12 protein-coding genes are annotated in these 26,871 nt (G+C 46.9%); 10 read left to right on the top strand and 2 right to left on the bottom strand.

All coding sequences use genetic code 11. From position 1 onward, the window contains the following. Both ACTHJT_RS00710 and ACTHJT_RS00715 read right to left on the bottom strand, forming a co-directional pair. On the bottom strand, window positions 1-146 hold a 146-nt coding region (locus tag ACTHJT_RS00710; protein WP_440235663.1), incomplete at its 3' end, for a PglD-related sugar-binding protein. Window positions 147-151: 5 nt separating this feature from the next. Then, window positions 152-745, bottom strand: a complete 594-nt coding sequence (locus ACTHJT_RS00715; protein WP_440235650.1) for a sugar transferase — start codon at window positions 743-745, stop codon at window positions 152-154. Window positions 746-814: 69 nt separating this feature from the next. Between ACTHJT_RS00715 and ispE the strand changes: the two genes are divergently transcribed. The 10 genes from ispE to ACTHJT_RS00765 form a co-directional block, all read left to right on the top strand. Continuing rightward, entirely contained in the window at window positions 815-1,627 is an 813-nt protein-coding gene (ispE, locus tag ACTHJT_RS00720; RefSeq protein ID WP_440235651.1) for a 4-(cytidine 5'-diphospho)-2-C-methyl-D-erythritol kinase, read from the top strand. Further along, a complete protein-coding gene (locus ACTHJT_RS00725; RefSeq protein WP_440235652.1) occupies window positions 1,624-2,076 on the top strand; it encodes a hypothetical protein in 453 nt (150 codons plus the stop codon). The genes ispE and ACTHJT_RS00725 overlap by 4 nt, the downstream gene beginning before the upstream one ends. After that, window positions 2,073-5,156: a M4 family metallopeptidase gene (locus ACTHJT_RS00730; RefSeq protein WP_440235653.1), complete on the top strand. Its 3,084-nt coding sequence runs from the start codon at window positions 2,073-2,075 to the stop codon at window positions 5,154-5,156. Before ACTHJT_RS00725 ends, ACTHJT_RS00730 begins: the two co-directional genes overlap by 4 nt. A gap of 445 nt (window positions 5,157-5,601) precedes the next feature. Then, on the top strand, window positions 5,602-6,399 hold the full coding sequence (locus tag ACTHJT_RS00735; RefSeq protein WP_440235654.1) for a hypothetical protein: 798 nt from the start codon (window positions 5,602-5,604) through the stop codon (window positions 6,397-6,399). 585 nt (window positions 6,400-6,984) lie between these two features. Then, window positions 6,985-8,025 carry a glycosyltransferase gene (locus tag ACTHJT_RS00740; protein ID WP_440235656.1) on the top strand — a complete coding sequence of 347 codons (1,041 nt, stop codon included), beginning with the start codon at window positions 6,985-6,987 and terminating at the stop codon, window positions 8,023-8,025. Window positions 8,026-8,051: 26 nt separating this feature from the next. Then, a complete protein-coding gene (locus ACTHJT_RS00745; protein ID WP_440235657.1) occupies window positions 8,052-18,425 on the top strand; it encodes a neuraminidase-like domain-containing protein in 10,374 nt (3,457 codons plus the stop codon). A gap of 283 nt (window positions 18,426-18,708) precedes the next feature. Next, a complete protein-coding gene (locus ACTHJT_RS00750) occupies window positions 18,709-19,122 on the top strand; it encodes a hypothetical protein (RefSeq protein ID WP_440235658.1) in 414 nt (137 codons plus the stop codon). Between the two features lie 230 nt (window positions 19,123-19,352). Then, on the top strand, window positions 19,353-21,755 hold the full coding sequence (locus ACTHJT_RS00755; protein WP_440235659.1) for a LamG domain-containing protein: 2,403 nt from the start codon (window positions 19,353-19,355) through the stop codon (window positions 21,753-21,755). Window positions 21,756-22,382: 627 nt separating this feature from the next. Beyond that, complete coding sequence (locus ACTHJT_RS00760; RefSeq protein ID WP_440235660.1) at window positions 22,383-22,769, top strand: hypothetical protein; 387 nt, start codon at window positions 22,383-22,385, stop codon at window positions 22,767-22,769. A gap of 220 nt (window positions 22,770-22,989) precedes the next feature. Continuing rightward, window positions 22,990-26,871, top strand: a 3,882-nt coding sequence (locus tag ACTHJT_RS00765; RefSeq protein WP_440235662.1) for a SpvB/TcaC N-terminal domain-containing protein, incomplete at its 3' end; no start/stop codon positions are given.

A 26,871-nucleotide genomic window follows, 5' to 3' on the forward strand; every position in this document is an offset into this window, starting at 1 on the left:
GCAGGATCATAATATCCTACCACACGTACATTGTCTAACTGAATAACATCCGGATTGTCATCAAATATTGATTTTACCTCACCGCCGGATGAGATAATACAATCTTTGACAACCCTCGCGTGGCCACTGGCACCATATAAAAGCATAACGATTAATTTTTAAAAGGTTTCATTGTAAAATCTTTTGAAGCATGCACTTCATGTATTTTCAGTATCTGAAAAAAGGTTTTCACTAAAATAAGAATATCCAATCCAAATGAGATGTTTTGAACATAAAAGTTATCCAAAACGAATCGTTGCTTCCAGTTAATTTTATTCCGGCCATTCACCTGTGCCCATCCCGTAATCCCAGGTATGACTTCAAAACGTTGCTTCTGTTCATCTGAATAATGCCCGGCATAGTTTAACAACAAAGGCCGCGGACCAACAATGCTCATCTCCCCTTTTAATATATTGAAGAGTTGAGGCAACTCGTCCAGAGAAGTAAGCCGCAATATTTTTCCAAAACCAGTCATACGCTGCATATCCGTTTGCTGAATCCCCGCCTGCTCATCACGCATCGTCTGGAATTTGATCATTTTAAAAGATTGCATTTTATAACCGGAACGTTCCTGGATAAAAAAAACCTTTTTGTACAACATCAAGTTTATCATACAAATCAGTAGCAATACTGGAGATATGATCAACAAACCGATTATTGTACAACCTTTATCAAAAAAAGGCTTCATGTGTGTCCTGTAAAACATTAACCAATAGTTAACAATTATATGTTTGAATAATAGTAATTTTAATGCCAAATACCGGGTACAATTTACATGATTGCATTTCCAAACGCCAAGATTAATCTTGGTCTCTACATTTTAAACAAACGTACAGATGGTTTCCACTCCATTGAAACCTGCTTTTATCCAATACCCTTAACAGATATCCTGGAAGTCATACCTTCAGGATCCTTAACATTTACGAGCAGCGGGAATCCGATCCCCGGTACTTCAAGTGGCAACTTATGTATTAAGACGTACGAAGCCCTGAAAAAGATTCATAATATCCCGGCTGTACATATACATTTACATAAAAAAATTCCCACCGGAGCAGGGCTCGGCGGAGGCTCTTCCGATGCTGCCTATACGGCAAAACTTTTAAATGACCGGTTTAGCCTGAACCTTTCCCCGGAACAACTTGAGGACGTCGTACGTCCAATCGGCAGCGATTGTCCTTTTTTCATTCAGAACAAATCCATCCTGGCATTTGAAAAAGGAGACCGGTTTTCAGACCCGGATATTGTAAATCTGGCCGGATATTGGCTTTATTTGATTTACCCACCCATCCACATTTCTACTAAAGAAGCCTATGAAGGCGTTATTCCCCAGAATAACCGCCAACCTCTCAAAGAAATACTCGTAAAACCCATAACCGAATGGAAACATTTGCTGGTAAATGATTTCGAAACAAGTATCTTCAAAAAACACACGGTATTGGGAAAAATTAAGGAATCACTGTACACACATGGCGCAGTTTATGCTTCCATGAGTGGGTCCGGTTCGAGTATATTTGGCTTATTCAAAGAAAAACCCCATACAATAGATTTTGATTCAGAAAATACATTTACCCATCTGGTACAATTATGAAAATATCATTCCCTGTAAAACCGCTTTTTGTTGCCCTGACATTGTTATGGTTATCTACCCTCAATACTTCCGCCCAAAGCAATAAAGTCAAAATCGATACGCTTGATCATTACATTGAATTCGGTTCAGGCGGCGGCATTACGGGCCAGGCACAGGGGCATATGCTCACCTATTCCGGCAACATATATACTGCAATACGTACACTTGATAATGAAGTAACAGTTTCATTCCTGAAAAAGATAAAAAAATCCAAAGCGAAACGTTTCTTCAAAGCGGCGCAGAAACAGATAAGTCCGGACTTTCAGTTTAACGAACCCGGGAACAGGTATCAATATCTTTATTTGAAAACAGCCCAATACACAAAAAAGATTGTATGGGGAAGTTTATCAAAACCAGCCCCTAAACAAATCATTAAATTATCAACGAAGCTACAAAAACTAATTGTATGAAGCAGGTCACCTGTACAGTGTTATTCACGTTGGCTACGGTATTTTTATCCTCTGCGCAAAGCCTGATGGAGGAAAAAGAAAAAAGTTCTTATTCAGGGATCAAGCCTGCAATAAACGCCACTATTAATGGAAGTAATGTTAAAAAAACTGTTGCACCAGATGCACATAGCCTGATGCCAGGCCTGGCACGTGTAACTAAAAACGATCTGTTATTTCCATCAAAGGCACGAAACATTATTTATCGCTCCCAACAAACCGGCCAGCCTATTTTTGTCCTGGCCAAGGCAACATTCAATACTAATTCGCGGGTAGCTTATGCGGGCGGACAACCGGACGAATCTTATCTACAGCAATTAAATGCTCTGCTGGGATTATCAAGTGCAGAAAAAATGTTCCGCATCGACCAGACATGTGTTGACCCATTAGGTGGAAAAATACTCCGTTTAAAACAGTATTATCATTCTCTGGAAATTGATGGCAGTGAAAGTATCATCCATATTAATCAGGATGGCGTATTAACCTCATGGAATGGTTTATACATTGATCCGGCTACCATCAAAAGTACATCCTTTCCTGTTCCTCAGCAGACAGCTGTGCAGAAAGCATTGACTGATCTGAGTGGAGATAAACAGGTATATGATTTGTCTGATGCAGAAAAATTTTTTCTTGAATATTCCGGCCCTGAAGCAAGAGCGGTTTATTATATCGACAATAAAGTAGTACAGACCTGTGTACCGGCTTACATTGTAGAGATCCGTCCCAACTTTGTGGATTGGATGGAGTATGTCATAGATGCCAATACAGGCAATATACTGGCATCCTATTCAAAAACATGCCATGTTGATGGGCCAAGAACATCTACGGGAACCGACCTGAATGGTACGCAGCAAACCATCAATACCTACCAGATCGGCACCTCTTACTATGCCGTTGATGGCAGCAGAAGCATGTTTGACCTGAGCACTTCTTCCATGCCCGACAATCCGGTGGGGGCGATCCAGACATTGGATCTGAAAAACACCTGGGGAAGTTCAACTTCGTTTTCTTCCATTAAATCTTCTACCAACACCTTTAACCCGACAACCATTTCTGCACACTACATTGCCGGTAAAGCGTATGATTATTATTTCAAGGTACACAACCGGAACTCGATCAACGGAAGCGGGAGTACAATTATCTCATTCATAAATGTTGCGGATCCGGACAATGGTTCAGCAATGGACAATGCGTTCTGGAACGGCAAGGCTATTTATTATGGCAATGGCAATACATTGTTCAAGCCGCTTGCCGGTGCGCTCGATGTTGGGGGACATGAATTAACCCATGGCGTGATACAAAACACGGCTAACCTTGCTTACAGCGGAGAGTCAGGCGCCATTAACGAATCCATGGCTGACATCTTCGGATGTATGATTGATTCCCTGGATTGGAAAATCGGCGAAGATGTGGTAAAGCCAGGCAACTATCCTACAGGCGCGTTACGGGATCTGTCTGACCCGCACAACGGCGGTACAGACTTAAGTTCTCCGGGCTGGCAGCCACGGGTCTTATCTGAAAAATACCAGGGAAGCGGTGACAATGGTGGTGTGCACATCAACAGTGGCATCCCTAATTATGCATTCTACCTGCTTGCGCAAGCAACCAAACGTACTTCCGCCGAAAAAATATTTTACAGAGCATTAACCACATACCTGGTGCGTTCTTCTCAATTCATAGACCTGCGTATTGCCTGCATTCAGGCTGCAAAAGACATCTTCGGCAACACTTCTGCAGAAGCTACCGCAACAGGCAATGCCTTTGACATGGTTGAAATTACCGATGGCAGCGGCACTCCTATTACTCCTACAACCGACGACGTAATCGTGAACAATGGGCAGGATCTGCTGCTGGGCTATAACTTAAATCCGGCTACTTCTCAGAAATTATTCCGCTTAAACCTGAAGAATTCCGGCAATACTACGATCAGCAATACGACTGTAACAAACAGGCCCAGTGTAACAGATGATGGCAGCAGGGCTTATTTTGTCAATAGTGTGAATCAGATCAAAACAGTTACGCTTACACCCGGCAGTATTTCTGAACAACTCTTTGAATCGCATAAAATCTGGAACAATGTCGCGATCAGCCGCGATGGTAAACGCTTAGCGGCAACTACCATTGATCAGGATACAACCATTTATGTGTATGACTTTGTAACTGAATTCTGGGTTGCTTATCAGTTATACAGCCCTACGTTTTCAGATGGTATAAAATCAGGCGGACCGATCTATGCAGATGCCCTGGAATGGAACGCGACCGGAGACCAGCTGGTATTTGATTGTTACAATGAATTTGAAAATATAAACGGCAGCAATATTGCTTACTGGGACATTAATTTCATCCAGGTGTGGGACACCACAGCAAATGACTTTGGTGATGGTACTATTACCAAACTATTCCCGTCCCTGCCTGCAGATGTAAGTGTAGGCAACCCGACCTTTGCCAAGAACTCACGTTCCATCATTGCCTTTGATTATATAGACGAAGCCGCAAATGAATTATATGTAGTTGGCTGCAATACAGAAACCAATAACGTAAGTCCTATTACTTATAGTAATGTTTTAAGTTATCCGAACTTTAACCGTACCGATCATACACTTGCCTATGTATATGATATGGGTACTACAACAACCCGGAAAACAATCTGGCGGGTAGACCTGGCTGCTGATAAAATTTCTCCTGACCCGGCAGGAGATGAAGTTCAGCTCTACAATTATTCTACCTGGCCGGTATATTATTCCAATGGAACAAGACTTGCCACTTCCGTTTTACCTAAAAATACAGCGGCGCAATCATTGCTTGTCTTCCCGAATCCCAATAATGGTGACGCATCCTTATTGATAGATGCAAACGAAGCTTCCAATGCCGTGGTAAAAATAACAGATGCCAGCGGCAGGCTGTTATCCAACATAACTATTACCCTGGCTGCAGGTGAAAATAATATCCCGCTTTCATTACCGGCAAATGCACCGGCGGGCTTTTACCTGGTCGCTGTAGAATCCGGACAAAAGAAATGGATCGGCAGGCTTGTGAAGATATGATCCGCCGCGGCGGAATGAATCAGTAATAATTATATTATGAGTTATGAGTTATGAATTCATAGTCAGTAGCAATACCAGCCATAAAAAAAGAGTGATGATAACATCACTCTTTTTTTTATGGCTCTCATTCCCACTCTTCTTTAAAATCATTGGTATCATCAATTAAATAAGCGTCCATTTAACTGATGCCTGCCTTTCTCTATACTTTCCCATGACTTTGTGTATGTGACAAAGATGAATCAAAGGTGGGACAGAGGTGGGAAAGAGGTGGGACAAAGGTGGGACAACCATGGAAAAAATTACCTTAAGCTTCGGTTTTTATTAACTTCTGATAAGCCATTCACTAACCTTTGTTACTAAATTATCCATTGGTTGCTTTTTCCCATGTTTACTTTTTTGATTGATGTGGCAGAAACATACTTTCACGAAAAATTTCAATCAGACTATGGCTATATTAAAAGGAATTATTGATTTAGAGGGCACTTTGGGAGATATTACCGTGTACACGGTTAACGGGAAGCGGGTTGTAAGACAGAAAGGCGGCGCGGATAAAAAGAAAATCCTGCGCGGGAAAAACTATGTACGCACGCGTGAAAACATGTCGGAGTTTGGCGGCGCAGTAGCGGCGGCAAAGGTTCTCCGGCAATCCATCCTTTCCATTGCGCGGGGATTTATTGACAGCAATTTCACCGGCAGGCTGCAGGGCAAATACCGGGATATGATTTCTGCAGCGGATGGACTGCGCGGACAACGGATTTTCAGGCCTCTGGAACACACGGAAGCGCTGCTGGCTATTCCATTCAATCCGAAATTGCATCTGGACAGCATACTGCGCCAGAAGCCTGTAATCACTGTAAATGCAGCACGTACCGCCGCCACGCTGTCACTGCCTGGCTTTAATCCCGCAACGGATGTATTCCGGGAACCCGGCGCCACACATGTAGAGCTGATTTATATTGCAGTTCTTCAACCGGGCTTTGAATATGATGTACATTCCAAAACATATAAACGCATGGATGAACTGCACCAGCATTACATGCAAACTGTCTCTTCAGCATTAATCCCGCTCACTGCAGATGAGTTATCAGATATATCGTTGCCGGCGCCAGCTTTCAATATGCCGGCATTGCATAAGGATAGCGCACTGGTATCAATACTTGGAATCCGTTACCACCAGCAGATCGGTTTTAAAACATATCCGCTGGAAACAGGCCGTGTAATGGGGTTTGTAGGTTGCCAGTAAACAGCGGACAGCAGATGGTGAATCGTGTACCGGTTATGGCTGGCGGGATAGAAACCATTCATACAATTAAAATTTTAAATTATAAATGATAATTATCATTTAACCGCCTCTGTTATCCATATTCAGTCAAACAGATTTAACTTATTGAATAATTCAAATAAATTTTACCCTGCCCATCCTGATTAAATACAAATCCATTTAGTAAAATGCGTTTGAATTCAAAAGCAAAAATTTGATTATCAATACATTTACAAACTTCGAAAAAATAAGCCGGTTTATTTTTAAAAATTTACAATATAACTATCCAATGCACGTTTTTTCTGAAAATATATTCATTATAATTTTTACATAATATTATAATAAATATATTTGAGCAGACGGATATAATATATTTTGCAATGCCCTTATATCCCGATTGAGATTGTTTGTTCATTTCTGTTTTCATTTTCAATCCGGCTTTTTTTGTGATTGAACTTTTAAACCAATCAACCAACACCTCTTCAGCTATGTTTTTTATCAGTTATTTCTTTTGGACGCGCTATGGATCGGATGAAAACACACCGGATAAGTTTTGCAACTGTTTGCATGAACAGGTTGCATCATATTCAGTTGACCTTACCCAAAAATATCCGGGATAATCTCTCCTATCCGGATGTAGAATTTATTCTGCTTGATTACAACTCTACCGATGGACTGGAAGCATGGGTACAAAGCGAAATGTCTGTATACATAGCATCGGGCATTCTGAAATATTATAAAACTACAGTTCCCCAATACTTCCATCGCAGCCATTCACGCAACATGGCTTTTCAATGCACTGCCGGTGATATCGTCTGTAACCTGGATGCCGACAATTTTACAGGACCGGACTTTGCCGCTTATATCAACCAATGCTTTGTACAGGATGAAACTATTTTTCTTGTAAGCGCATTCAATGAAGAATACCTGGAATATAAAGATGCCTATGGCAGGGTATGTATGTGGCGGCAGGATTTTTTTGATATAGGCGGCTATGATGAATCCATGGAAAGCTATGGACATGAGGACACAGATCTGTATGACCGTCTGAGCAGGCATGGCCGCAAGGAAAGTCATATCATGCAGACTCAGTTCCTCAACAGCATTCCGCATGATGATAAACAGCGTACATCCAATGAATACTTCAGCAAAAACCTGGACCGCTTTTACCTGGCCTATAATGGTGACAAAACATTGGTACTTTTTCTTTTTAAAGACAAAAAATTTGAAATGGGTACACTGGTGGAAAATCATTACAGCATACCTACACCTTCTTCCATTGAGGAAGGAAACTGGATCAAAGGAGATTGGGAAGAAAGTACGCAGATGCTCCGGCTTTATAAATCAGACAGAAGTGTTTTGGTATTACACACAGATAATAACCGTCTGAATTATATAGATGAACATACCGGACCGGACAGGAAAATCATTTATTCAAAAATAACCAATCCCATCATGCTGCAGAATACACTGCTCAGCTATTCCATCATAACCAATTCTAATCAAATCCACCTGAACGAACAACGGAACATTACAAAAGTAAACCTGCAGGGCTTTGGACAAGGTACTGCATACAAAAATTTTGACCCCACATTAATTTCAATCTAGTTACCATCTTTCTATCCAATTTCATTATGGCTATTATTTCATGGAATGATTATAAGTATTACTTTGATTCTGATCAACAGAATACCATCAGTGAAGTCAACGATTTATATCAAACTGATAAAGGGTTTATTTACGTAGAACAGCTTTTTTCTTTATCGCCGGAAGTTATTTCTCCTTATCTGAACAGCTTCTCCCCCCCTTCTTCAGGGCACGCGGTGTATGTAGAGTTTGCAAAATTTCTGCATGGCAGAAGCACCTGGGTAAGTACAAGCTACGAGGAACGGAAATGGCAGGATTATGCATCCCTGTTCCCTGCAGACATGCAGGCCGCTGTATTTCAAATGACGAAAATTTTACGCACCACCATGAGTTATGCGTCTTTCGTCAGCAGCGGATACACCGTTATTCTCACGCACCTGGACACGTATCCGGATTCAAAACAGAACCTTTTATATGGTTTCAGCAGATTCATGATCGTTAAGGCGAATCAGATGAGCGGTGTCTGGATCAATACAGAAATTCAATATCAGAATGAAGAGCAATTGCATGTTATCGACTTCAGTAATTTTCTGTATGACCAGCCATACTTCATACAGCATCCCAATTATGACAGGCGTTTTGAGATCATAACAACCATCAGGAATGAGCAGCTGGCTGATTTTTTTGCACGCTATATCAAGTACTACCAGAACCCACGTGTATTCGCGGATTATCTGATCCGGGACCTGCGCAGTCACTGTACACAGGTACTGAATCAGAACCCTGCTGCAGGCAAGGAAGCTCAGTTCATTGCTGCTTCTTATCGTGCTCCTTTACAAAACGGTATCCGTTCATTCCTTGAGCGGTTGAAAACGCGCGGTATACTTTCCGGAGATTTCAAAGAGATCCTTTCCATTCCCGCTTCCACGGGTATTGATGACAACCGCTTATGTACGGGTAACAATACCGGCCCGGAACTCATGTACAACGGAGACTTCTCCGTTTCTTCCGGCGGCTGGTACAATTCAGGCGGCGATCCTGTAACCGGCCTGAACGGTGACAGCGGTCCGGATCAGCATTTGCGCACCTGGTATTTTATCAATCCGGGATCCACATACCGTATCTCCATTGATATACTTAGTATCACAGCAAGTACCGGTGATACTATCCTGAACGGCAGCACGGTTATTTACACGGCTTCAAATACAGGTGTGCAATCCTTTACCTTCACTGCCGGCAGCGATACCTACCTTGAATTTTCCATTTCAAGATTCACAAATGTTTCCATCCGGGAGATTGTAACAGAGAGCTGTGATCCTGTAGCGACAGCGCAGCAGCCCGGAAGCAGTCAGCCGCAGATCGATCATTTAACACCGGTAGGAACCATCGTTGCCGGAGACAGTTATATGATCCTGCTGAATGAAGTGTCAACACTTACCTATACAACAACAGCCGGCACAGCAGCCGATATTATAAGCGGTTTAATGACTGCCATTAACGGAGCCGCGGGAGAATGGTCGAAAGTTACCGCTTCCAACGGGGGAAGTTATCTGATTGTAACCGGCAATGCGTATAACACGCCCTTTAAACTGGAAGTAATCAGTCTCAAGAAAGAATTGTTATCGCTCCCGTCAGGCGATCCGTTTTATTTTGCTTATGCGGCAGAATACCTGGGGTATGTAAAGACCTATGCAGACACCGAACACCTGAATTATATATTTCCCGGACAGCTCTCCGGCGCCAATGGCTATGTAGGCGGCTATACCGTTGAAGCTACCGAAATGGATCTTGGGGTTCCGAAATTTCTGGGTACAGAAACCACGCAGGCAAACGGATTCTTTTCAATCGGATACTCCATTAAAAAACCATTCCGTGAATACACCTACCTGCGGATAGACCTGAAAGATCATCAAACCGTACTGACCAGCGCGTATTTCAGCGTACAGAACGGATCAAATACTGTCAACGTCATTTATTACAATGATGCCCCGGCAACGCCTGCCTATACAACCATTGCCGCTGTTGTTTCCGAAACGGGTCTGTCTATCCCGCCGGCGCTGGCAACTTTCCTAAGCACGTACGGAATTGTCAATTTAAAACAGATCCGTGAACAAGGCGGTTTAAAATACATGACAGGACTGCCTGTTGCACAAGACGACCCAGCAGTGATTGCACTGGATGCGCACGCTGATCTGAATACGATTTCATATGATATCAAAGTCAATCAGAATCTTATTAATGCCGGCATTTACAGCCTGCAGGACCTGAATAACATGAACCGGACCGACGCGGTGAACCGTTTCATGCAGATGAGTGATGTACAGGCCGGAGGCTTTAACGCGATGAAAATCCATGCGGTATCCAAAGTATACGGAAGTCTGCTGCAATCGCTTATTACCGGGCACCGCGCTGCCATGAACATCCCTTCGCCCATAGGAAAAATTCCTGACCTGAATGCCGTGCTGGAAGAACAATGTATCTGCGATGACTGTGATGCAGCTGTGAGTCCGCTGGCTTACCTGACAGACCTGTTGAACTATACGCTCACCAATATAAAGTATACCGGTGTTTCCGATACATTCACCTTTCTGGAATCCAGGTTTTACCAGAACTTCAAAGAGCTGCCGCACTATTGTGACGCAGAGGAAAATCTGATCTGCCAGCAGCGGGTGGTTGTTGAAATTCTGCGCAGATACATCAAGGATCCGCTTCATATACCAACAAGCGAACAGGCAGCGGCACTTGCCAAATCCGAAAAGGAATACGTGGTACATGCTTACCGTTACCTGTTGCAGGGATTCGGCACATCATATGAAGAATTACGCGATGTACGTGTAGGACCTGATAGCAGTGAACGTAAGGCCAAACTGGCAAAACGTCTGAACATTCCATATACAGCTCCCGGCCCGGATGCCTATGATCCGTTCACGGTTTTATTCATTGACCTGAAATCAATAAATCTGACCGAGGCATATCTGGAGAAAGTATTCGGTTTAATCGACACAACAAGGGATTGTATGTGTACCGGTCTTAAGCTGAATGACAGCGGCAATCAGATTACCCGCTGGGCTCTGAGCGGATTTTCATGGAATAAAAATACAGACAGGGAAGGATTTGTTTACCTTAAAATAGATTCGCTTACCAATGAAGTAAACATTTATAAGAACAGCAACCGGGAAGAAAGTGAGCTGGTGGGTATTGCCGCGGAAGTTGACACCGGCCGCTACCTGATAGAGGCAGCCAATGAAAGTGATCTTAGCGGCGAACTTATACTGACAAGCAATACAAATAACAATACCATTTATATTTCACTGGTTCCGATGGCAACCAGCTGGAGGCTGCAGAACCAGCGCAACCTCTGGAGAACAAGTGACATTGCCTCCACTCCGTATTATGAACATACCCTACCGGTTATAGAACCCGACATCATCGGTCCGGATGATTTCAGGGAGCCGGCCGACGGTAATGATACATTTACGGTATGGAAGAACCGCCGTGCCTGGACCGATGCGCAGCTAACATCTTTTTCCGGCGAAGGTATTTACATAGAGGACATCCTCTCAATTATGGATGACAGCGTATCCTATACACGCTTTGATACGACCATCATCTCTCACGCTGCCTGGGCAAGCGTGCCGACTTATGAAACCATGCAGGGGCTGTACCTGGCGTTAAAGTCGGGTTCTTCAGCTGCCTATGATGCAGCACTGGCAACCATTACCGATGATCTGAAGCTTACCGTTGCTTCTTTCTTCCGCCTGTTTGAATTGTATCAGGCTACCAGAACCAATGATGAAAAAGGCATCAGCATTGTTACTGAAACAGCACCCGTTACAGATGTAAAACAGGTTACATCGCTTACATTCGCCGAAGTTAAACGTGGAGATGTATTTACGTTATCCATCAACGGTGGCGACGCGATCACGCATATTGCAGATGCTGATGACACGGCAACAGATGTTGCCAAAGCCCTGGGTACGCAGATTCACGCGGCAACTTCAGGCGGCTGGACTACCGTTGATGTGCTCAATGATTTCCCCTCCTTTACACAACCGCTTGTACTGCAGGCAACAGCTTCCAATACCCCGTTCACCATCACGGCAACGATTCTGCGTTCGGCCACAGACAGTGAACTGGCAGAAATCTATTCTATCCTGACACAGGCGCGCAAGATCACATTCTTCGCCGACTGGATCACAGAAGAGAAGCTGGGCGCCTTAAACATCCGTTTAAATTCCAGAGACTTCTGGAAGAGCCTGGCAGAGCCTGTTCCGGGCACCTGGCCGATTCCTGTTTCTGAAACAGTTCCGTTTATAGATCCGGAACTGGTAGGTGTGAAAGAACTGGCCGAACCAACCATTGGCGCAACAGCAATCGGCCTGTGGTATGACCGCACCGATGAACTCGAAACAATTTCAAATGACATTCAATCCCGCCGCGAAAACATAAGTCTGGACGAAGCCTTTACGTATAGCTGGGGTGAAGATTATCTGCCTTATACCTATACCCATGCACCGGACAAAACTTTTTACACGCTGGATGATGTACTGAACAGTCTGAACAACCTGACTGATCCTACGGAAGCTGCTTATGCCGAGGCTTACATCAATACCGTGCTGTACATGAGCGCGGATGATTTCCGGGCACTCATGGCAATCCGTGCCAAAAACATACTGGGCAACCCCGGCGCCGTAAGTACCGATGAATGGACAACCATGTATGCCCTGCTGACTACTTCCTATAAATTACGCGTTTCTTATGCAACGTGGAAAACGGAAGAAGGTACACTCATCTACTGGCAGGTGCGGAAGGCCCAGCTTCCGATATGGCGCGCTGATGCAGGTGACCGCAGTGTATGGAGCCAGAGCCTGCAGCTCATCATGCGCAGTCCGGCCATTGATCCGGATATCGTTCGTCCGGATTATATTAAATCCCTTGACACCGGTACACCAGCCATTACACTGTGGAACAACAGGTATGACGAAGTAAGCGCGTTGTTTACCGCCATAAAAGATGATAGAGAACTGCATACACCCCCCCTGGCCGGATTTGATTTCATTATTCTTACACACCTGACTGCTGCCGGATCTCCTTTGTTAATCTCTTTGCAGGAAGAAGGCCTTGCCGGCAATACCATTGCAGACAAACTGGATCAGTTGAACATTGACCAGGAAATGCTGGACTTCCTGTTAAACATCCGCAGCCTGGCAGATACAGATCCGGATGGAATCCTGGAAGAGGAATGGAGCGAAGTATATTCCATCCTTGTCCAGGCAAACAAGGAGCGGCAATTCAGCACCTGGTTTGAAGAAGAAATTGCTGCAGGCGTATTCCTGACACCGGATTTCTTTATACGCTCGGCCTACAGCAACCAGACATTCTTTACCGAAGATCAGCAGCATATTGTACGCAGACGTATGCCGGACAATGCTGTAAGCAACTGGCAAAGCATTCTGCAGGGACGTACAGACCAGGAAAAGGCGATCTATGATACAATGATGGATATTGTGCATGATACAGAAGAAACGTATATCAAAGACCTGCGGGATGCCCTGGTACTGGCCACGGATGTGGCCGGTGATACACTGAGTGAAAAAGCGAAAGCGATCTCCGACCGTTTACTGATTGATGCGGAAAACAACTGCTGCCAGAAAGTGACACGGATCTCCCAGGCCATAGAAACCTTACAGGGCATCTTCTTCTCCATCCGCAACGGTATTCTGCAGGATACGTATCCCGGGCTGAACATGCGTATTGTCTCGGACCGCTTTGATGAAGAATGGATCTGGATGGGATCCTACAGCAACTGGCGCTCTGCGATGTTTGTAACCTTATATCCGGAAAACCTGCTGTACCCTACCTACCGCGCCCAGCAAAGCGCCGGTTTCAGGGCATTTGCCGGAACATTGCGCGATGATAACCGACTCACGCCCGACTCCGTATGCAAGGCCGTGCACGATTATTTCACTTACTATGAAGATGTGTGCAACCTGACGCTGGTGGCATCCTGCTCCGGAAGTACCGCCAGTTACAAAGGTTACGGCTGCGGCGCAGAACAGCTGACCGCCTATAAAAACCTGCAGCATGTATTTGCCACGGGTTCCAAGACAGGCCGCCTCTACTGGTCGACCATTGACAAGGACCGTACAGATGATTACGCGCATAGCTACTGGACCCCGGTAAGCGCGTACGACAATGTCAATGTTGTAAGTTTCCTCGGCGCTACGCCCTGGGCGCAAAGCGACAAACAGAACGTGCTGCTGGTGTTTGCAAAAACAGAAACAGACGGCCAGACAAAAATCGCTTATGCACGCCTGAACCTGGATACGAACACTTGGGATGAAGACATCACGGAGATTGACGTACCTTCAGAAGATGGTTTTGATGATGTACTGCGGGCCATTGTACTGAATAAAGCCAATGAAGCGACTAAGGTTCCTGTTGTCTATATTGCTGTAAAACGCGGGCCTAAAGTCCGCGTATATGAACTGAATAAAAAAGGCTCTGAACTGGTCGTATCCACAAACACAAACTTTAATAGTATTGCAATAGCGAATATTTACATACTTCATGCGTTTATCAATGAAACACTAGTATATACGCAGCGGGTAATAACAATAACTCCAACAAATACACAGGATTTACGCTATCTGATTACTGGCATATCAGAGTCTTATGACACATCTATAACACTTACGCCTAAAGCAGGAAGTCAACGGATACAGGATAAATATTTTCTGAATTACTTCAACAGCTTTATCTGGCCTGATGGTGATGGAATTTTATCAAACGATAAATTCTATATACTCTACGGACCGCAGGCCCAATCAGGAGTATCACCGATTAAAACATTGATCGGATTAAGCAGTGAAGTGCATTACAGCGCATTTGATGATAAAAGCCAATTCGTTCCAAACAATAATAAATTGATCTCGGGATTGATCAATCTGCATGTATATGCCAATTCATCCGGACAAACTTTTGCATTGTACCAGCAGGCAGGAAACAAAAGCGGAATCTATGTTTCAGGTATTGAACGCGATTCCAATACACAGCAAATTTCCATCGTAAAAAATTCCGAGCAGCGCCTGACACCAAATACCAGCGGGCCATTCTCTGTACATCCCGGCGATCCGCAGGCGGTCGCAAACTACAAGGTTTCTGTGGAGACCGCTTATACAGGCAACCAGAACCTGAAACGTTCGGGCTCGGATTACATCGCCGAAGCGTATTATTTTGTACCAATGCTTGCCGCGCTTTCCCTGCAGAACAAAGGCTATTATACACAGGCCCTCGACTGGTTCAGGCTGGTTTATGATTACAGTGTTTCAGCAAACGGTACCAGTTATAATTTACATCCGCGTAAAATCTGGTTCGGCCTGATCGCGGAAGAGTCTTTTGTAAGTGATATCAAACGCATCCAGAACTGGCTGAACGATCCGATCAATCCGCATGCGGTTGCTGAGAACCGGCAGAACAGCTATACCCGCTACACCGTGATCTCCATTGCACGCTGCCTGCTGGATTTTGCCAACAGCGAATTCAGCAAGGATGATGCGGAAAGCGTACCAAAGGCACGCCTGCTCTACGAAGAAGCCATGGAGCTTTTATCGGAAGAACAATTGGTTTCAGAAGAAGCCGATTGCCAGAGTGTGATCAAGGACCTGTATGATTATGAACCGGATGATGCAAGCTGGTATGACTGGAAACCGGTATGGCTGGGCATTATTACAGATCTCTATAAAATATCCGACAAGGATGTGCTGGATAATACCGTAAGCCTGATAGAAGCCAAGATCGCAGGCAGTGATCCTCTACCGGATAAAATGGCCTATTGCCGGGACATTACCGACGACGCGCTTGAAAATCCGGAACTGTTTACAGATATCGGCACCCTGATCGCGACAGACCGCATCACCAGCCGCGATGCCATGCTGCGGATCCTGCGGAACGGCAACATCGGCAAGCTCGCGGAAGACACGGCCTACAAGCTGGCAGAAAGTTACCTGCAGACAACCTCGCTTGTTACGGCCCTGCCGGAAGCCACCTTATCCAGAACCGACTTTTACCTGAAATGGTTTTCTGCCGAGCCTAAGAATGTAACGGATACGCCTTATCCGAATGATTATGCCAGCAAGGTGCTTGAGAATTATCCGGTGCGGAACGGCATGCGTGATAAAGCCTTCTACAACTATGTAGCCCCGTCGAACGAGCAGATCCTGACACTGAGTATTGTGCGCAACCCGATCAAGGCGGTGAATGATTATTTCGGCATGGCCGCTCTATACCTGCCGTCCCCGAACCTGGAATTCTGCGTGCCGCCCAACCCGATACTGAACAGTATGGTACTGGAAGCAGAGATCAATTTATACAAGCTGCGCAACTGCATGAACATTGCAGGGATCGTGCGGGAGCTGGCGCCATACGCGGCACCGACCGACCAGTTTTCCGGCCTGCCGGTGGCAACGGCCGGCGGACAGGTTACTACCCTAAATGCCGGCGGCACTTTCCGTCCTTCGCCATACCGCTTTGATGTGCTGATCCAGCGCGCCAAGGAACAGGTGCAGCTGGCGCAGCAGATCGAAGCCGCGCTGCTCTCCATGTATGAAAAAACCGACGCGGAAAACTATAGTTTATTACGTGCCCGCCAGGATTTAAAAGTATCGCAGTCCAACATCAAGCTACAGGACCTGCGCCTGAAAGAGGCTTACAGCAGCATTACGCTGGCAGAACTTCAGAAAGACCGGGTCATGATCTCCAGTGATTATTATAACGGTTTGTTGCAAGGGAACAGTCTGAGCGATCTTGAACGTGCGGCATTGAATATGTCAACAGCTATAACCGCAAATTTTCTACTAGCTTCTGCAGCGTCAACATTAAGTTCTTATTTCAGTGCAGGCAACATCAGCGGATTTCTGGCTGATGCATTAACTGCAACCAGTCAATATCTCAATCAGCTTGCCTCTTACGAGCGCCGCCGCCAGGAATGGGAATACCAGCAGGACCTGACCAATGCGGATCTGAAAATCAGCGACCAGCAGATCAAGATTGCGACCGACCAGAAGAACGTGGTAGACCAGGAAAGACAGATCGCCGTGCTGCAGAACAACAATGCCCAGGCCACGCTCGACTTCCTCTCCAACAAATTCACCAATGCCGAGCTGTATGAATGGATGAGCAAGGTACTGGAAAAAGTATACAGCTATATTCTGCAGCAGGCCACTTCCTCTGCCCTGACTGCTGCCAGCCAGCTGCGTTTCGAACGCCAGCTGCAGATCCCGTCCATCATCCAGAACGACTACTGGGAAGCGCCGTCTGATGCCGTTGTATCGGTAGCCGGCAGCGGCAGCGGACCTGACCGCCGCGGCCTCACCGCATCGGCACGCCTGCTGCAGGATGTAACACGCCTGGATCAGTTCGCCTTTGATACAGACGTACGCAAACTCGAACTCACCAAAAACATTTCCCTGGCAACGCTGGATCCCGTAGCCTTCCAGCATTTCCGCGAGAACGGTACGATCACTTTCCAGACACCGATGGAAATGTTTGACCGTGATTTTCCGGGCCATTACCTGCGCCTGGTGAAACGCATCCGGGTATCCATCATTGCGCTGGTACCGCCTGTTGATGGCATTAAGGCCACGCTGATCAATCCGGGTATATCCTACACCGTTGTTGACAATACCTTCCAGCGGGTGCCCGTGCGCAGGGATCCCGAGCGGATCGCGCTGACATCCGCACAGAACGCGACGGGTATGTTTGAGCTTACACAGCAGTCGCTCAAGCTGAATCCGTTTGAAAGCATCGGGGTAGATACTTTCTGGAACTTCTCCCTGCCGAAAGCCGCGAACTTCTTTGATTTCAACAGCATTGCCGATATCCTGTTCACCATTGAATATACTGCGCTGGAGAATCAGGTATACCGTAACACCATCATTGAAAAGCTGAACAACAGTTACGAAGCGGCTCGTCCGTACAGTTTCAAAAACCAGTTCGCCGACCAGTGGTATGACCTGAACAATACAGACAGTACTACCGGCAGCATGACGGTAGCATTCGACACCCTGCAGACCGATTTCCCGGCCAACCTGCAAAATCTGCAGATCGCCGGCATCACGCTGTACTTCCCAGATGGTACCGCCAAACAGAACCTGTCGGTTGAAGGCGAAGATGTCATACTTACCCTGATCCCTTCAGACAACTCCGGCAATGTGAGCGGCAAGGAAGTAATCGCAGACGGCAATATCATCAGTACTTCCTCAGGCAACGCGGCTTCGTGGGCAGCCATGATCTCCAGACCTGTTGCCGGAAGCTGGCAGCTGAACCTGCCGCAGAAAGTGCTGGCGAAGATCCGCAGCGAAGATGTTTCAGATATGCTGTTTGTGATTTATTACAAAGGAGAAACAGCGAAGTGGGTGTAGGTAATTATGAATTATGAATTATAAATTATGAATGATGAATGATGATCCGCCGTGGCAGAATGAATTCTCTGAAATGCAGTCGAAGACTGGCGGGGAAAGAATATTACAAATGGTTGGTGACGCCCGGGTGATTATGGATGCATCATACAAAATGCCGGCGGGCTAAACACCAACCATGGCATAATGCAGCCGAAGACTGGCGCGAGGGAGGTGGATGTTACAGTCCTGAGCGCTCATTCATTATGGAGCGCGGATGTGAATCAAGAATGATAAATTATATCTTATGTCAGTACAGAGTAAAACAGTATTAAAAAGTTATTTCGAGACCGGAGACCAGCCGACGGAATCCAACTTCGGGGACCTGATCGATTCGCTGCAGCATGTGAGCGCGGATACGCTACAGACGCTTACAGACGGTTCATCTATTGCCTGGAACCTGAGCGCCGGCGGGCTCGCGACGGTTACCCTGGGCGGCAACCGTACGCTTGCCAATCCCACGAATATAGCAGCCGGTATTTATATGCTGAAAGTAATACAGGACGGAACAGGCAGCCGCACCCTCGCCTACGGCACCAGCTATAAATTTGCCGGCGGTGTGGTACCTATACTCAGCAGTGCTGCAGCGGCATATGATATCCTGACATTCTTCTGCGACGGTACAAACATGAACTGTATTCCGTCCTATAACTTCAGTTAGCGGTGCGGTAAAGGGAATCCTGTATAAAGTAAAATGATGGATGATGGCTCTCTTACATGCAGTCAAAGACTGCCAAATCATACACACCAGTCAAAGACTGGCGCGAGGAAGGAGAAATGATACACGCCAGTCAAAGACTGGCACGAGGTCAGGTGGTCATAATTCATTCCGCCACGGCGGATCATCATTCATCATTCATAATTCATAATTATTAATTATTAATTATTAAAATGTTTTCATTTGATCCTGCACATACTCAACAACTGGAACTGTCGCTGAAATGCGATTACAGAAAAGGTGTTCCGGCACAACGTTACATTATTGTACCGAATGCTTTCGCCTGGGTGGATTCCAATGGTGACGGACTCGGAGATTTCTGGCTGATCGGCGGCGGCACGCCAAGCATTGTCACCGGGAATGGTTTCGCCGGCCGGGCTCAGCGCCTTGTAGCAGGCGCAGCAGCACGTATCCTTCGCAATTTAAATTCAATTGTCACGAAAGGTGCTTATTACCGGCTGCGTTTCAGATGGCGCGCAGGAATTAATCTGCAGGTATGTTTAGGGAATGGAACGAATTTTACAGCCTTGGGTGCCAACACGGGCAATGCTGTTTTTTTTGACGGCATTCTCCGTGCCAACAGCACTGCTTTTATTGAATTTTCTATTGCTGCAAGTGATTATGCTGAAGTGTCAGAAATCGAATTATGGGAAGTTACTCCTGCCCGTTTCCAGGACGAAGGCCAACACAGAAATATTCATGGAATCCTGTATTCCGGCAAAGCATTTCAGTTTGATGGTGTCAGCACGTACATGGATTGCGGCAACCCTGTTGTATTGCAGGTAAGTTCAGCCTTCAGCATCTGCTTCTGGATAAAATTTGCTGTAAACGGAAATGTGCTTGTATCCAGAGATGATAACGGCAGTAACCGCGCCTTCCAGGTCTACAAAGACAGCAGCGGCAAACTGAATTTTGTTACGGTATCCGGAGCAAGCGTTTCCACGCTCACCGAAACGACCGCTACGGTGGATGATGAAATCTGGCACCGCGTAGTATGTACCTATAACGGAAGTACCAAAGCTGTTTATGTTGACGGCAGCCTGAGTGTATCCGGCTCCGGAGGAGGAAGTGTTAACAACGCCGCCGTCAATCTTTTTATCGGCAAGCTTGGAAACAACAGCGCTTATCTTTCCGGTGGATTGTGCGATGTACAGCTCTGGAACAAAGCGCTGGACAGCGCTGACGTATTGTTTGATTTTCAGTATCCGGAAAAGCCTGCCTGGCAGCGAAACAATACCAACCTTGCAGCTGCTGACCTGGTTGGACACTGGTGGATGGCCGAAAGTTATGGCTATTATGCGTTTGATTATTCAGGAAACAGAAATGACAGTGTCTTATACGGTGTTACAGCGCTCACCCAACAGAAAGATATTCCACAGCCTTCCCTGATGGCATACAGCCAGAAGATCTTCTTTACAGTAGATGCGATTGTACGCAACAGTAACACGAACAGTGTCGGCAATATCTGGAACAACGGCGGAAAGCTGCATGTAGAGGTAATACCATACAGCGACGGAGAAAGCGACCAGGGAACCATTATGACCAAAACATCCTGGCTGCTGCGTTGTGAGGGAGAGAGCGCGGGCAAGGTAAAACTCCGGTTCATTGTGCTTTTCTCTTCCGCAAACGGAGAATGGGTGACTACGAATACCGAGGTTCCGTTAAAACAGCTGTCGTCCATTACTGTGGAATATAATTCTTCATCAGCGGCAAACGTACCTGTTATCAAAGTGAACGGAACCACGGTAGTACTTACGACCGTGTCAACACCAGCCGGCACATATACTTCAGACACCAGTGCGTTTATGTATGTGGGCGACACCTCTGCTTCAACAACCGCTTTTGAAGGCCTGATCGATAACATACAATTATACAACAACAATGTATTAAAAGGATCCTGGTATAACGAAGGCATGTTCCGCTGGTCTGACCTGAGTGGAAACAATAACCTGATGCTTACCGGATCAGCAAATAAAGAGCTTTTTTTAATAGCCGATCCAGCCGTACCGGGAACAGATATCCTTGGTTTCCCTCTTACCAATACGGTTACCCGCCACGGAGCAAATTTTGATATGAAAACATATAGTGAAAGCAGTTTCTGTGCCGGGGTTGATTTCAATGCTGCAACAGAAGATTTTTCCTTTACTGCCTGGGTACGCTTCGCGCGCATAGCCAACGGGGCCACACAGATATTAATAAGCATGCAGACTTCTTCAACTTCAGGCTTCGCGTTTTATCTGGATAATAATTACCACTTACAGGCAACGCTGAATGCACTTAAATCTTCTGCATCAACTTCCCTGACGGATATCAACTGGCATTTTATTGTCTGCACCGTAGACCGTGATGATAAAATGAAGATTTACCTGGACGGCAGTGAAGTAACCTATTCGCAGCAGGACAATCTTGCTTCGGCAGCCATGAATACAAATTTAAACCCACGATTGGGAATACGTTCGTACGGTGGCACAAGCCAGTTCAAGGGACAGCTTGCCGGAGTAACGCTGCACCGCAAAGTATTGAGTGCAGAAGAACAGAAACACCTGTATGCATTCGGGAAGGAACATTATAGTTAATTATGAATTATAAATTATGAATTATGAATTGATTGTTTATCCAATACAGGATTACAAATCCTGTTTGTCTGGCTTCGGTTCGCCGCGGCGAATGCAAATTATGAAGAACGTGGAAGCGGGTGAAAGGCACAAGCGAATGCTTGCGTTAGCAAAGAGCTTGCATTAGCAAAGAGTGCAGTCAAAGACTGCGAAATGATACACACCAGTCAAAGACTGGCGCGAGGGAGATTCAATGTCGTTTAGTTAAGAATTAGTTTATCGAATTCAAATTACCTTAATGATACTGAAACCGTCCTATAAATGGGACGGCAATGAAAGCCGAGCCAACATTCATATAATCCTTTGCACAACTTTCATTGCCGTTTGGTTTAGCCAACGGTTTTAGAACAATCAAAATACGCAGCTCCTTAACTAAACAACATTGAATTACAAATTCCGAAGAGCTGATGAAAAAGACACAAGCGAATACTTGCGTTAGCAAAGAGCTTGCATTAGCAAAGAGTGCAGTCAAAGACTGCGAAATGATACGCACCAGTCAAAGACTGGCGCGAGGGAGAGCGAGGGAGATTGAGAATGGATATTACTGATTACTGACACTACTGAAATAAACTTATGGTTACAAACAATATGTATATCCTGGTTCCGAAAGCATTGTGGGATACGACCGTGCCTGTGCATGCATATGATTATCATGTCAACAACGGTACGGATGATCAACCGGATATTGTTTCCTACACACCAACATTCCGCGAGGTAAGCGAACTGTTCCAAAACAGATACGGTGATACCATCTTCTCTCCGGACTGGGAGAATGATGCGGTATCAGATACAGAAAAACACGCGGTCCTGAAAGGTGAATTTACGATGGTAACACTGGACGAAAACAGCAATCTTATACCGGATGTGCCCGGCGAACTGAATGTACTCCTGCAGGCAGGTGTGCTGCCGCTTACGCAGACACAGGCTATCCGGTTGATTAATGTATGGAACGGAGTGGATAATTATGAATTATGAATGGATTGTTTATCAAATACAGGATTATAAATCCTGTTTATCTGGCTTTGGTTCGCCGCGGCGAATGCAAATTCCGAAGAGCGGGGAAGCGGGTAAAAGGCACAAGCGAATGCTTGCGCCAGCAAGGAAGACTGGCGCGAGGGAAGTTATGCATCTCTAATTCATAATTCATCATTCATAATTTATAATTCATAATTTATAATTCATAATTTTCAAAAGCATGGATAATAAAACAGGTGTAGGCGGCAATGTGATCAGTACTCCAACGGGGGGCGGTGCTATTACAGGCATGGGTGAAAAATTTTCTCCGGACCTGTTTACCGGCACGGGTAATTTTTCAGTACCTGTTGCTTCGCCACCCGGGCGCAACGGGCTGCAGCCGCAGCTTTCCGTTGGCTACAGTACCGGCAACGGCGGCAGTCCGTTCGGGCTGGGCTGGAACTTGTCAGTACCCGGCGTGAGCCGCAAGACTTCCAAAGGTATTCCTTTGTACGACGATGCGAAGGATGTATTCATCCTGTCGGGCGCTGAGGACCTGATCCCTGTTGCGGATGCAGCTGCTCCCGCGGGCGCGCAGCGTTACCGTCCGCGTACGGAAGGACTCTTTGCGCGCATCTACCGCTTCAAAGATGCTCATAATGATTACTGGGAAGTGTGGAGCAAGGACGGACTGCGCAGTTACTACGGCACACCCGGCGCTGCCAATACACCCGCGGCATACAACGACCCGGCCACATGCGCCGATCCGGATTACAAGACCAAAGTCTTCCAGTGGTATCTCAGCAAAACCATTGACGTATTCGGAAATGTGATCCTCTACGATTACGAACGTGTGCAGGTACAGGATGCCGAACACAACAGCGACATGGTTTACCTGACACGCATCCGCTATGCTGATTATACAGACGGTGACGCGGTAAAATTCCTGTGCAGTGTTTCCTTTGTATACGAGGAACGCCCCGATCCTTTCTCCTTTTACAAGCAGGGCTTTGAAATGCGCATCACCAGAAGATGTACGCAGATCCAAACCTATACGCACCCCGATGATACAACCCTATTAACCAAAACCTATCACTTCGTTTACCTGGATGTGCGGGTAGCCGCAAACGAATTGCCTGCCTCGGCATTGCCGCTCAACAACAGCAGCATGCTCAGCCAGGTGCGTGTGGAGGGACATGACGGTGATGCTTCCGAATCCATGCCGCCGCTGGAGTTCGGTTATACCGTCTTCAATCCGGCAGACCGCAACTTCGCGCCCATCAACGGCAGCGACCTGCCCGCTTCTTCCCTTGCAGACGGGGAATACGAACTGGCCGATCTGTTTGGCAGCGGTATGCCCGATCTTTTCCAGCTCAATACCAACCTGGGTGTGGCCCGCTACTGGCGCAACCTGGGCAATGGCACCTTTGACCGTCCGCAGAACATGCCGTTTGCGCCTGCCGCTACAGACCTGGCTGATCCAACCGTACAGCTCATCGATGCCAATGGCGACGGCAAGCTTGACCTGTTTGTGAACCGCAGCGGACATGCCGGTTATTATCCGCTGCAGCAGAACGGCCTGTGGAGCAGCCGTTCTTTCCAGCCGTATAAATACATTCCCTCCTTCTCTCTGTCGGATCCCGAAGTAAAGCTGCTGGACCTGGACGGAGACGGGATCACCGATGTGCTGCGCAACGGCAGCCGCTTTGAATGTTTCTTCAATGATCCGGTGCAGGGATTTTATAAAACAAAGACCGTTGAAAAGAAACAGCTCAACGGTTTTCCCAACGTATCCTTTGCCGATCCGCATGTGCGCACCGCCGACATGAGCGGCGACGGCATGCAGGACATTGTACTGATCTACGACGGCCGCATTGATTACTGGCCCAATCTGGGTTATGGGAACTGGGGCAGGCGCATACACATGAAACATTCGCCGCGCCTGCCCTACCGCTTCAACGCTGAACAGCTGCTGATCGGTGATGTGGACGGCGACGGCCTGAGTGACCTGATCTATGTAGAGAACAACAGGATCACGCTGTGGATGAACCAGGGCGGCGACAGCTGGAGCGCGCCCGTAGTGATTCAGGGTACACCGCCCCTGCGCGACATGCGGGCCGTGCGCCTGGCCGACATGCTGGGCAACGGGGTGGCCGGCATATTATGGAGCTATGACTATACCGTTAATCCCGGCCGGGAACGCATGTACTTCCTGGACTTCACGCAGGGCATCAAACCCTATGTATTGCAGGAGATGAATAACAACATGGGCGCCATTACACGTGTGCAATATAAACCTTCCACGTATTACTACCTGCGCGACCTGCCGCCGCGGGCGGGTGGCGTAACCGATCCCACAGAGATCGGTACCTTACCAAACGGCAAACGTACGCCCTGGCTCACCACCCTGCCTTTCCCGGTGCAGGTGGTGAGCCGTGTGGAAGTGATCGATGCCCTTTCCAACGGCAAGCTTGTGACTGAATACAGCTACCATCATGGTTACTGGGATGGCGGCGAGCGCGAGTTCCGCGGCTTTGGTCGGGTACACCAGCGGGACACGGAAGGGTTTGATCGTTATAATGTACAGAGTACGGAGTACGGAGTACAAAGTAGCGGAAACAACACCATTGATTTTAATAAAGTGCAGCAGGTGCATTACGCTTCGCCGACGGAAAGTATTTCCTGGTTTCATTTAGGGCCCATTGGCGATGAGCATGGCGACTGGAAGGAAGTTGGTTATGAGGCTGAATACTGGAACAGTGATAAACCCATGCTGCAGCGGCCAAAGGAAATGATCACCATGATCCAGCAACTGCCAAGGCGGGCCAGACGTGATGCCTACCGCACGCTGCGCGGCAGCTCTTTACGCAGTGAGCTTTACGCCCTGGACGGCACCGCCCGCCAGAACCGGCCCTACACCGTATCCGAAAACCTGCAGGGGGTGCGGACGGAGTCTGTGTATGTGCCTATGCAGGAAAGGCAGAAAGGCACCGCGCCAGGTGCGGCTGTTGCCATTTACGGTCCGGATGAGAACAACAAGCAAGGCAGTGGTTATATCTTCTTTGCCTTTGGTGTGGCTTCGCGCAGCTCACAGTGGGAACGCGGGGAAGAACCTTTGACCACGTTTTCTTTCTCTGAAAATTACGATGCGTATGGAACAGCCTTAGTACAGATCGGCATCGCAGTACCAAGGGGGAAAAATCCTTTGTTAAAAAACCAGCCTCCGGGAAGTCCGTATTTAGCGACTTGCGGAACAAGTACGGTTGTACATAAAGATGACAGTACACATTATCTGATCGGCAGGGCTGTTTCAGCATCCAGCTATGAAGCACTGAACAACGGAGATACCTCTGTGTTTGAGCTGAAGGATTTTATACTCAGCGAACTCAACAGCGAAACAGCTTTAAGCCTTAAACTTTTAGCGTTTGGCCTGACATACTACGACGGCACGGCCTTTACTGGCTTGCCTTACGGACAGATCGGTGATTACGGCGTACCCGTACGGGCCGAAAGCCTGGTCTTTGATCAGGCGTTATTAAACAGCATTTACGGCAGCAACCTGCCGCCTTATATATTACAGAGCGGCTCGCCGGTCTGGACAAGCGATTACCCGGCGGCCTTCCGCACGGCACTTCCTGCCAATGCCGGCTATGTGTATTACGACGGCAGCGATGGCGTGCATGTTGCCGGTTACTATGCCGGCGCACAGCGCAGCAAATTTGATTTCCAGGTAAGTCCGGCTACCGCGAAGGGACTGGTGCTGCAGATGCAGGATGCACTGGGCAATACCGCCACCATCACCTACGATGATTATAAACTGTTACCGCTCACGGTTACCGATCCCGCGGGCATGGTTACCGCTGCCGCATACGATTACCGGGTGATGCAGGCCAAACAGGTAACCGAGCCCAACGGCAACCGCGTGCAGCTGGCCTTTACCCCGCTGGGCTTTGTAAATAAAACAGCCGTGATGGGCAAAGTAAGCGATGTGCCGCAGCATGGGGATACGCTGGAACACCCGACCACATTCATGGAGTATGATTTTTTTGCGTATGTCAATAACAGCCTGCCGGTGTTTGTAAAAACCACCGCGCGTGAAAACCATTACCAGGACGGCATCAAC

Origin of the sequence: Cytophaga sp. (genome assembly GCF_051961495.1) — a bacterium.
Taxonomy (GTDB): Bacteria; Bacteroidota; Bacteroidia; order Cytophagales; family Cytophagaceae; genus Cytophaga.

Bases quoted from the DNA above. Each gene is read 5' to 3' on its own strand.
- ispE (WP_440235651.1), top strand. From the start codon at position 815: ATGATTGCATTTCCAAACGCCAAGATTAATCTTGGTCTCTACATTTTA.
- ACTHJT_RS00740 (WP_440235656.1), top strand. From the start codon at position 6,985: ATGAACAGGTTGCATCATATTCAGTTGACCTTACCCAAAAATATCCGG.
- ACTHJT_RS00755 (WP_440235659.1), top strand. From the start codon at position 19,353: ATGTTTTCATTTGATCCTGCACATACTCAACAACTGGAACTGTCGCTG.
- ACTHJT_RS00715 (WP_440235650.1), bottom strand. From the start codon at position 745: ATGTTTTACAGGACACACATGAAGCCTTTTTTTGATAAAGGTTGTACA.
- ACTHJT_RS00730 (WP_440235653.1), top strand. From the start codon at position 2,073: ATGAAGCAGGTCACCTGTACAGTGTTATTCACGTTGGCTACGGTATTT.
- ACTHJT_RS00725 (WP_440235652.1), top strand. From the start codon at position 1,624: ATGAAAATATCATTCCCTGTAAAACCGCTTTTTGTTGCCCTGACATTG.
- ACTHJT_RS00750 (WP_440235658.1), top strand. From the start codon at position 18,709: ATGTCAGTACAGAGTAAAACAGTATTAAAAAGTTATTTCGAGACCGGA.
- ACTHJT_RS00735 (WP_440235654.1), top strand. From the start codon at position 5,602: ATGGCTATATTAAAAGGAATTATTGATTTAGAGGGCACTTTGGGAGAT.
- ACTHJT_RS00745 (WP_440235657.1), top strand. From the start codon at position 8,052: ATGGCTATTATTTCATGGAATGATTATAAGTATTACTTTGATTCTGAT.
- ACTHJT_RS00760 (WP_440235660.1), top strand. From the start codon at position 22,383: ATGTATATCCTGGTTCCGAAAGCATTGTGGGATACGACCGTGCCTGTG.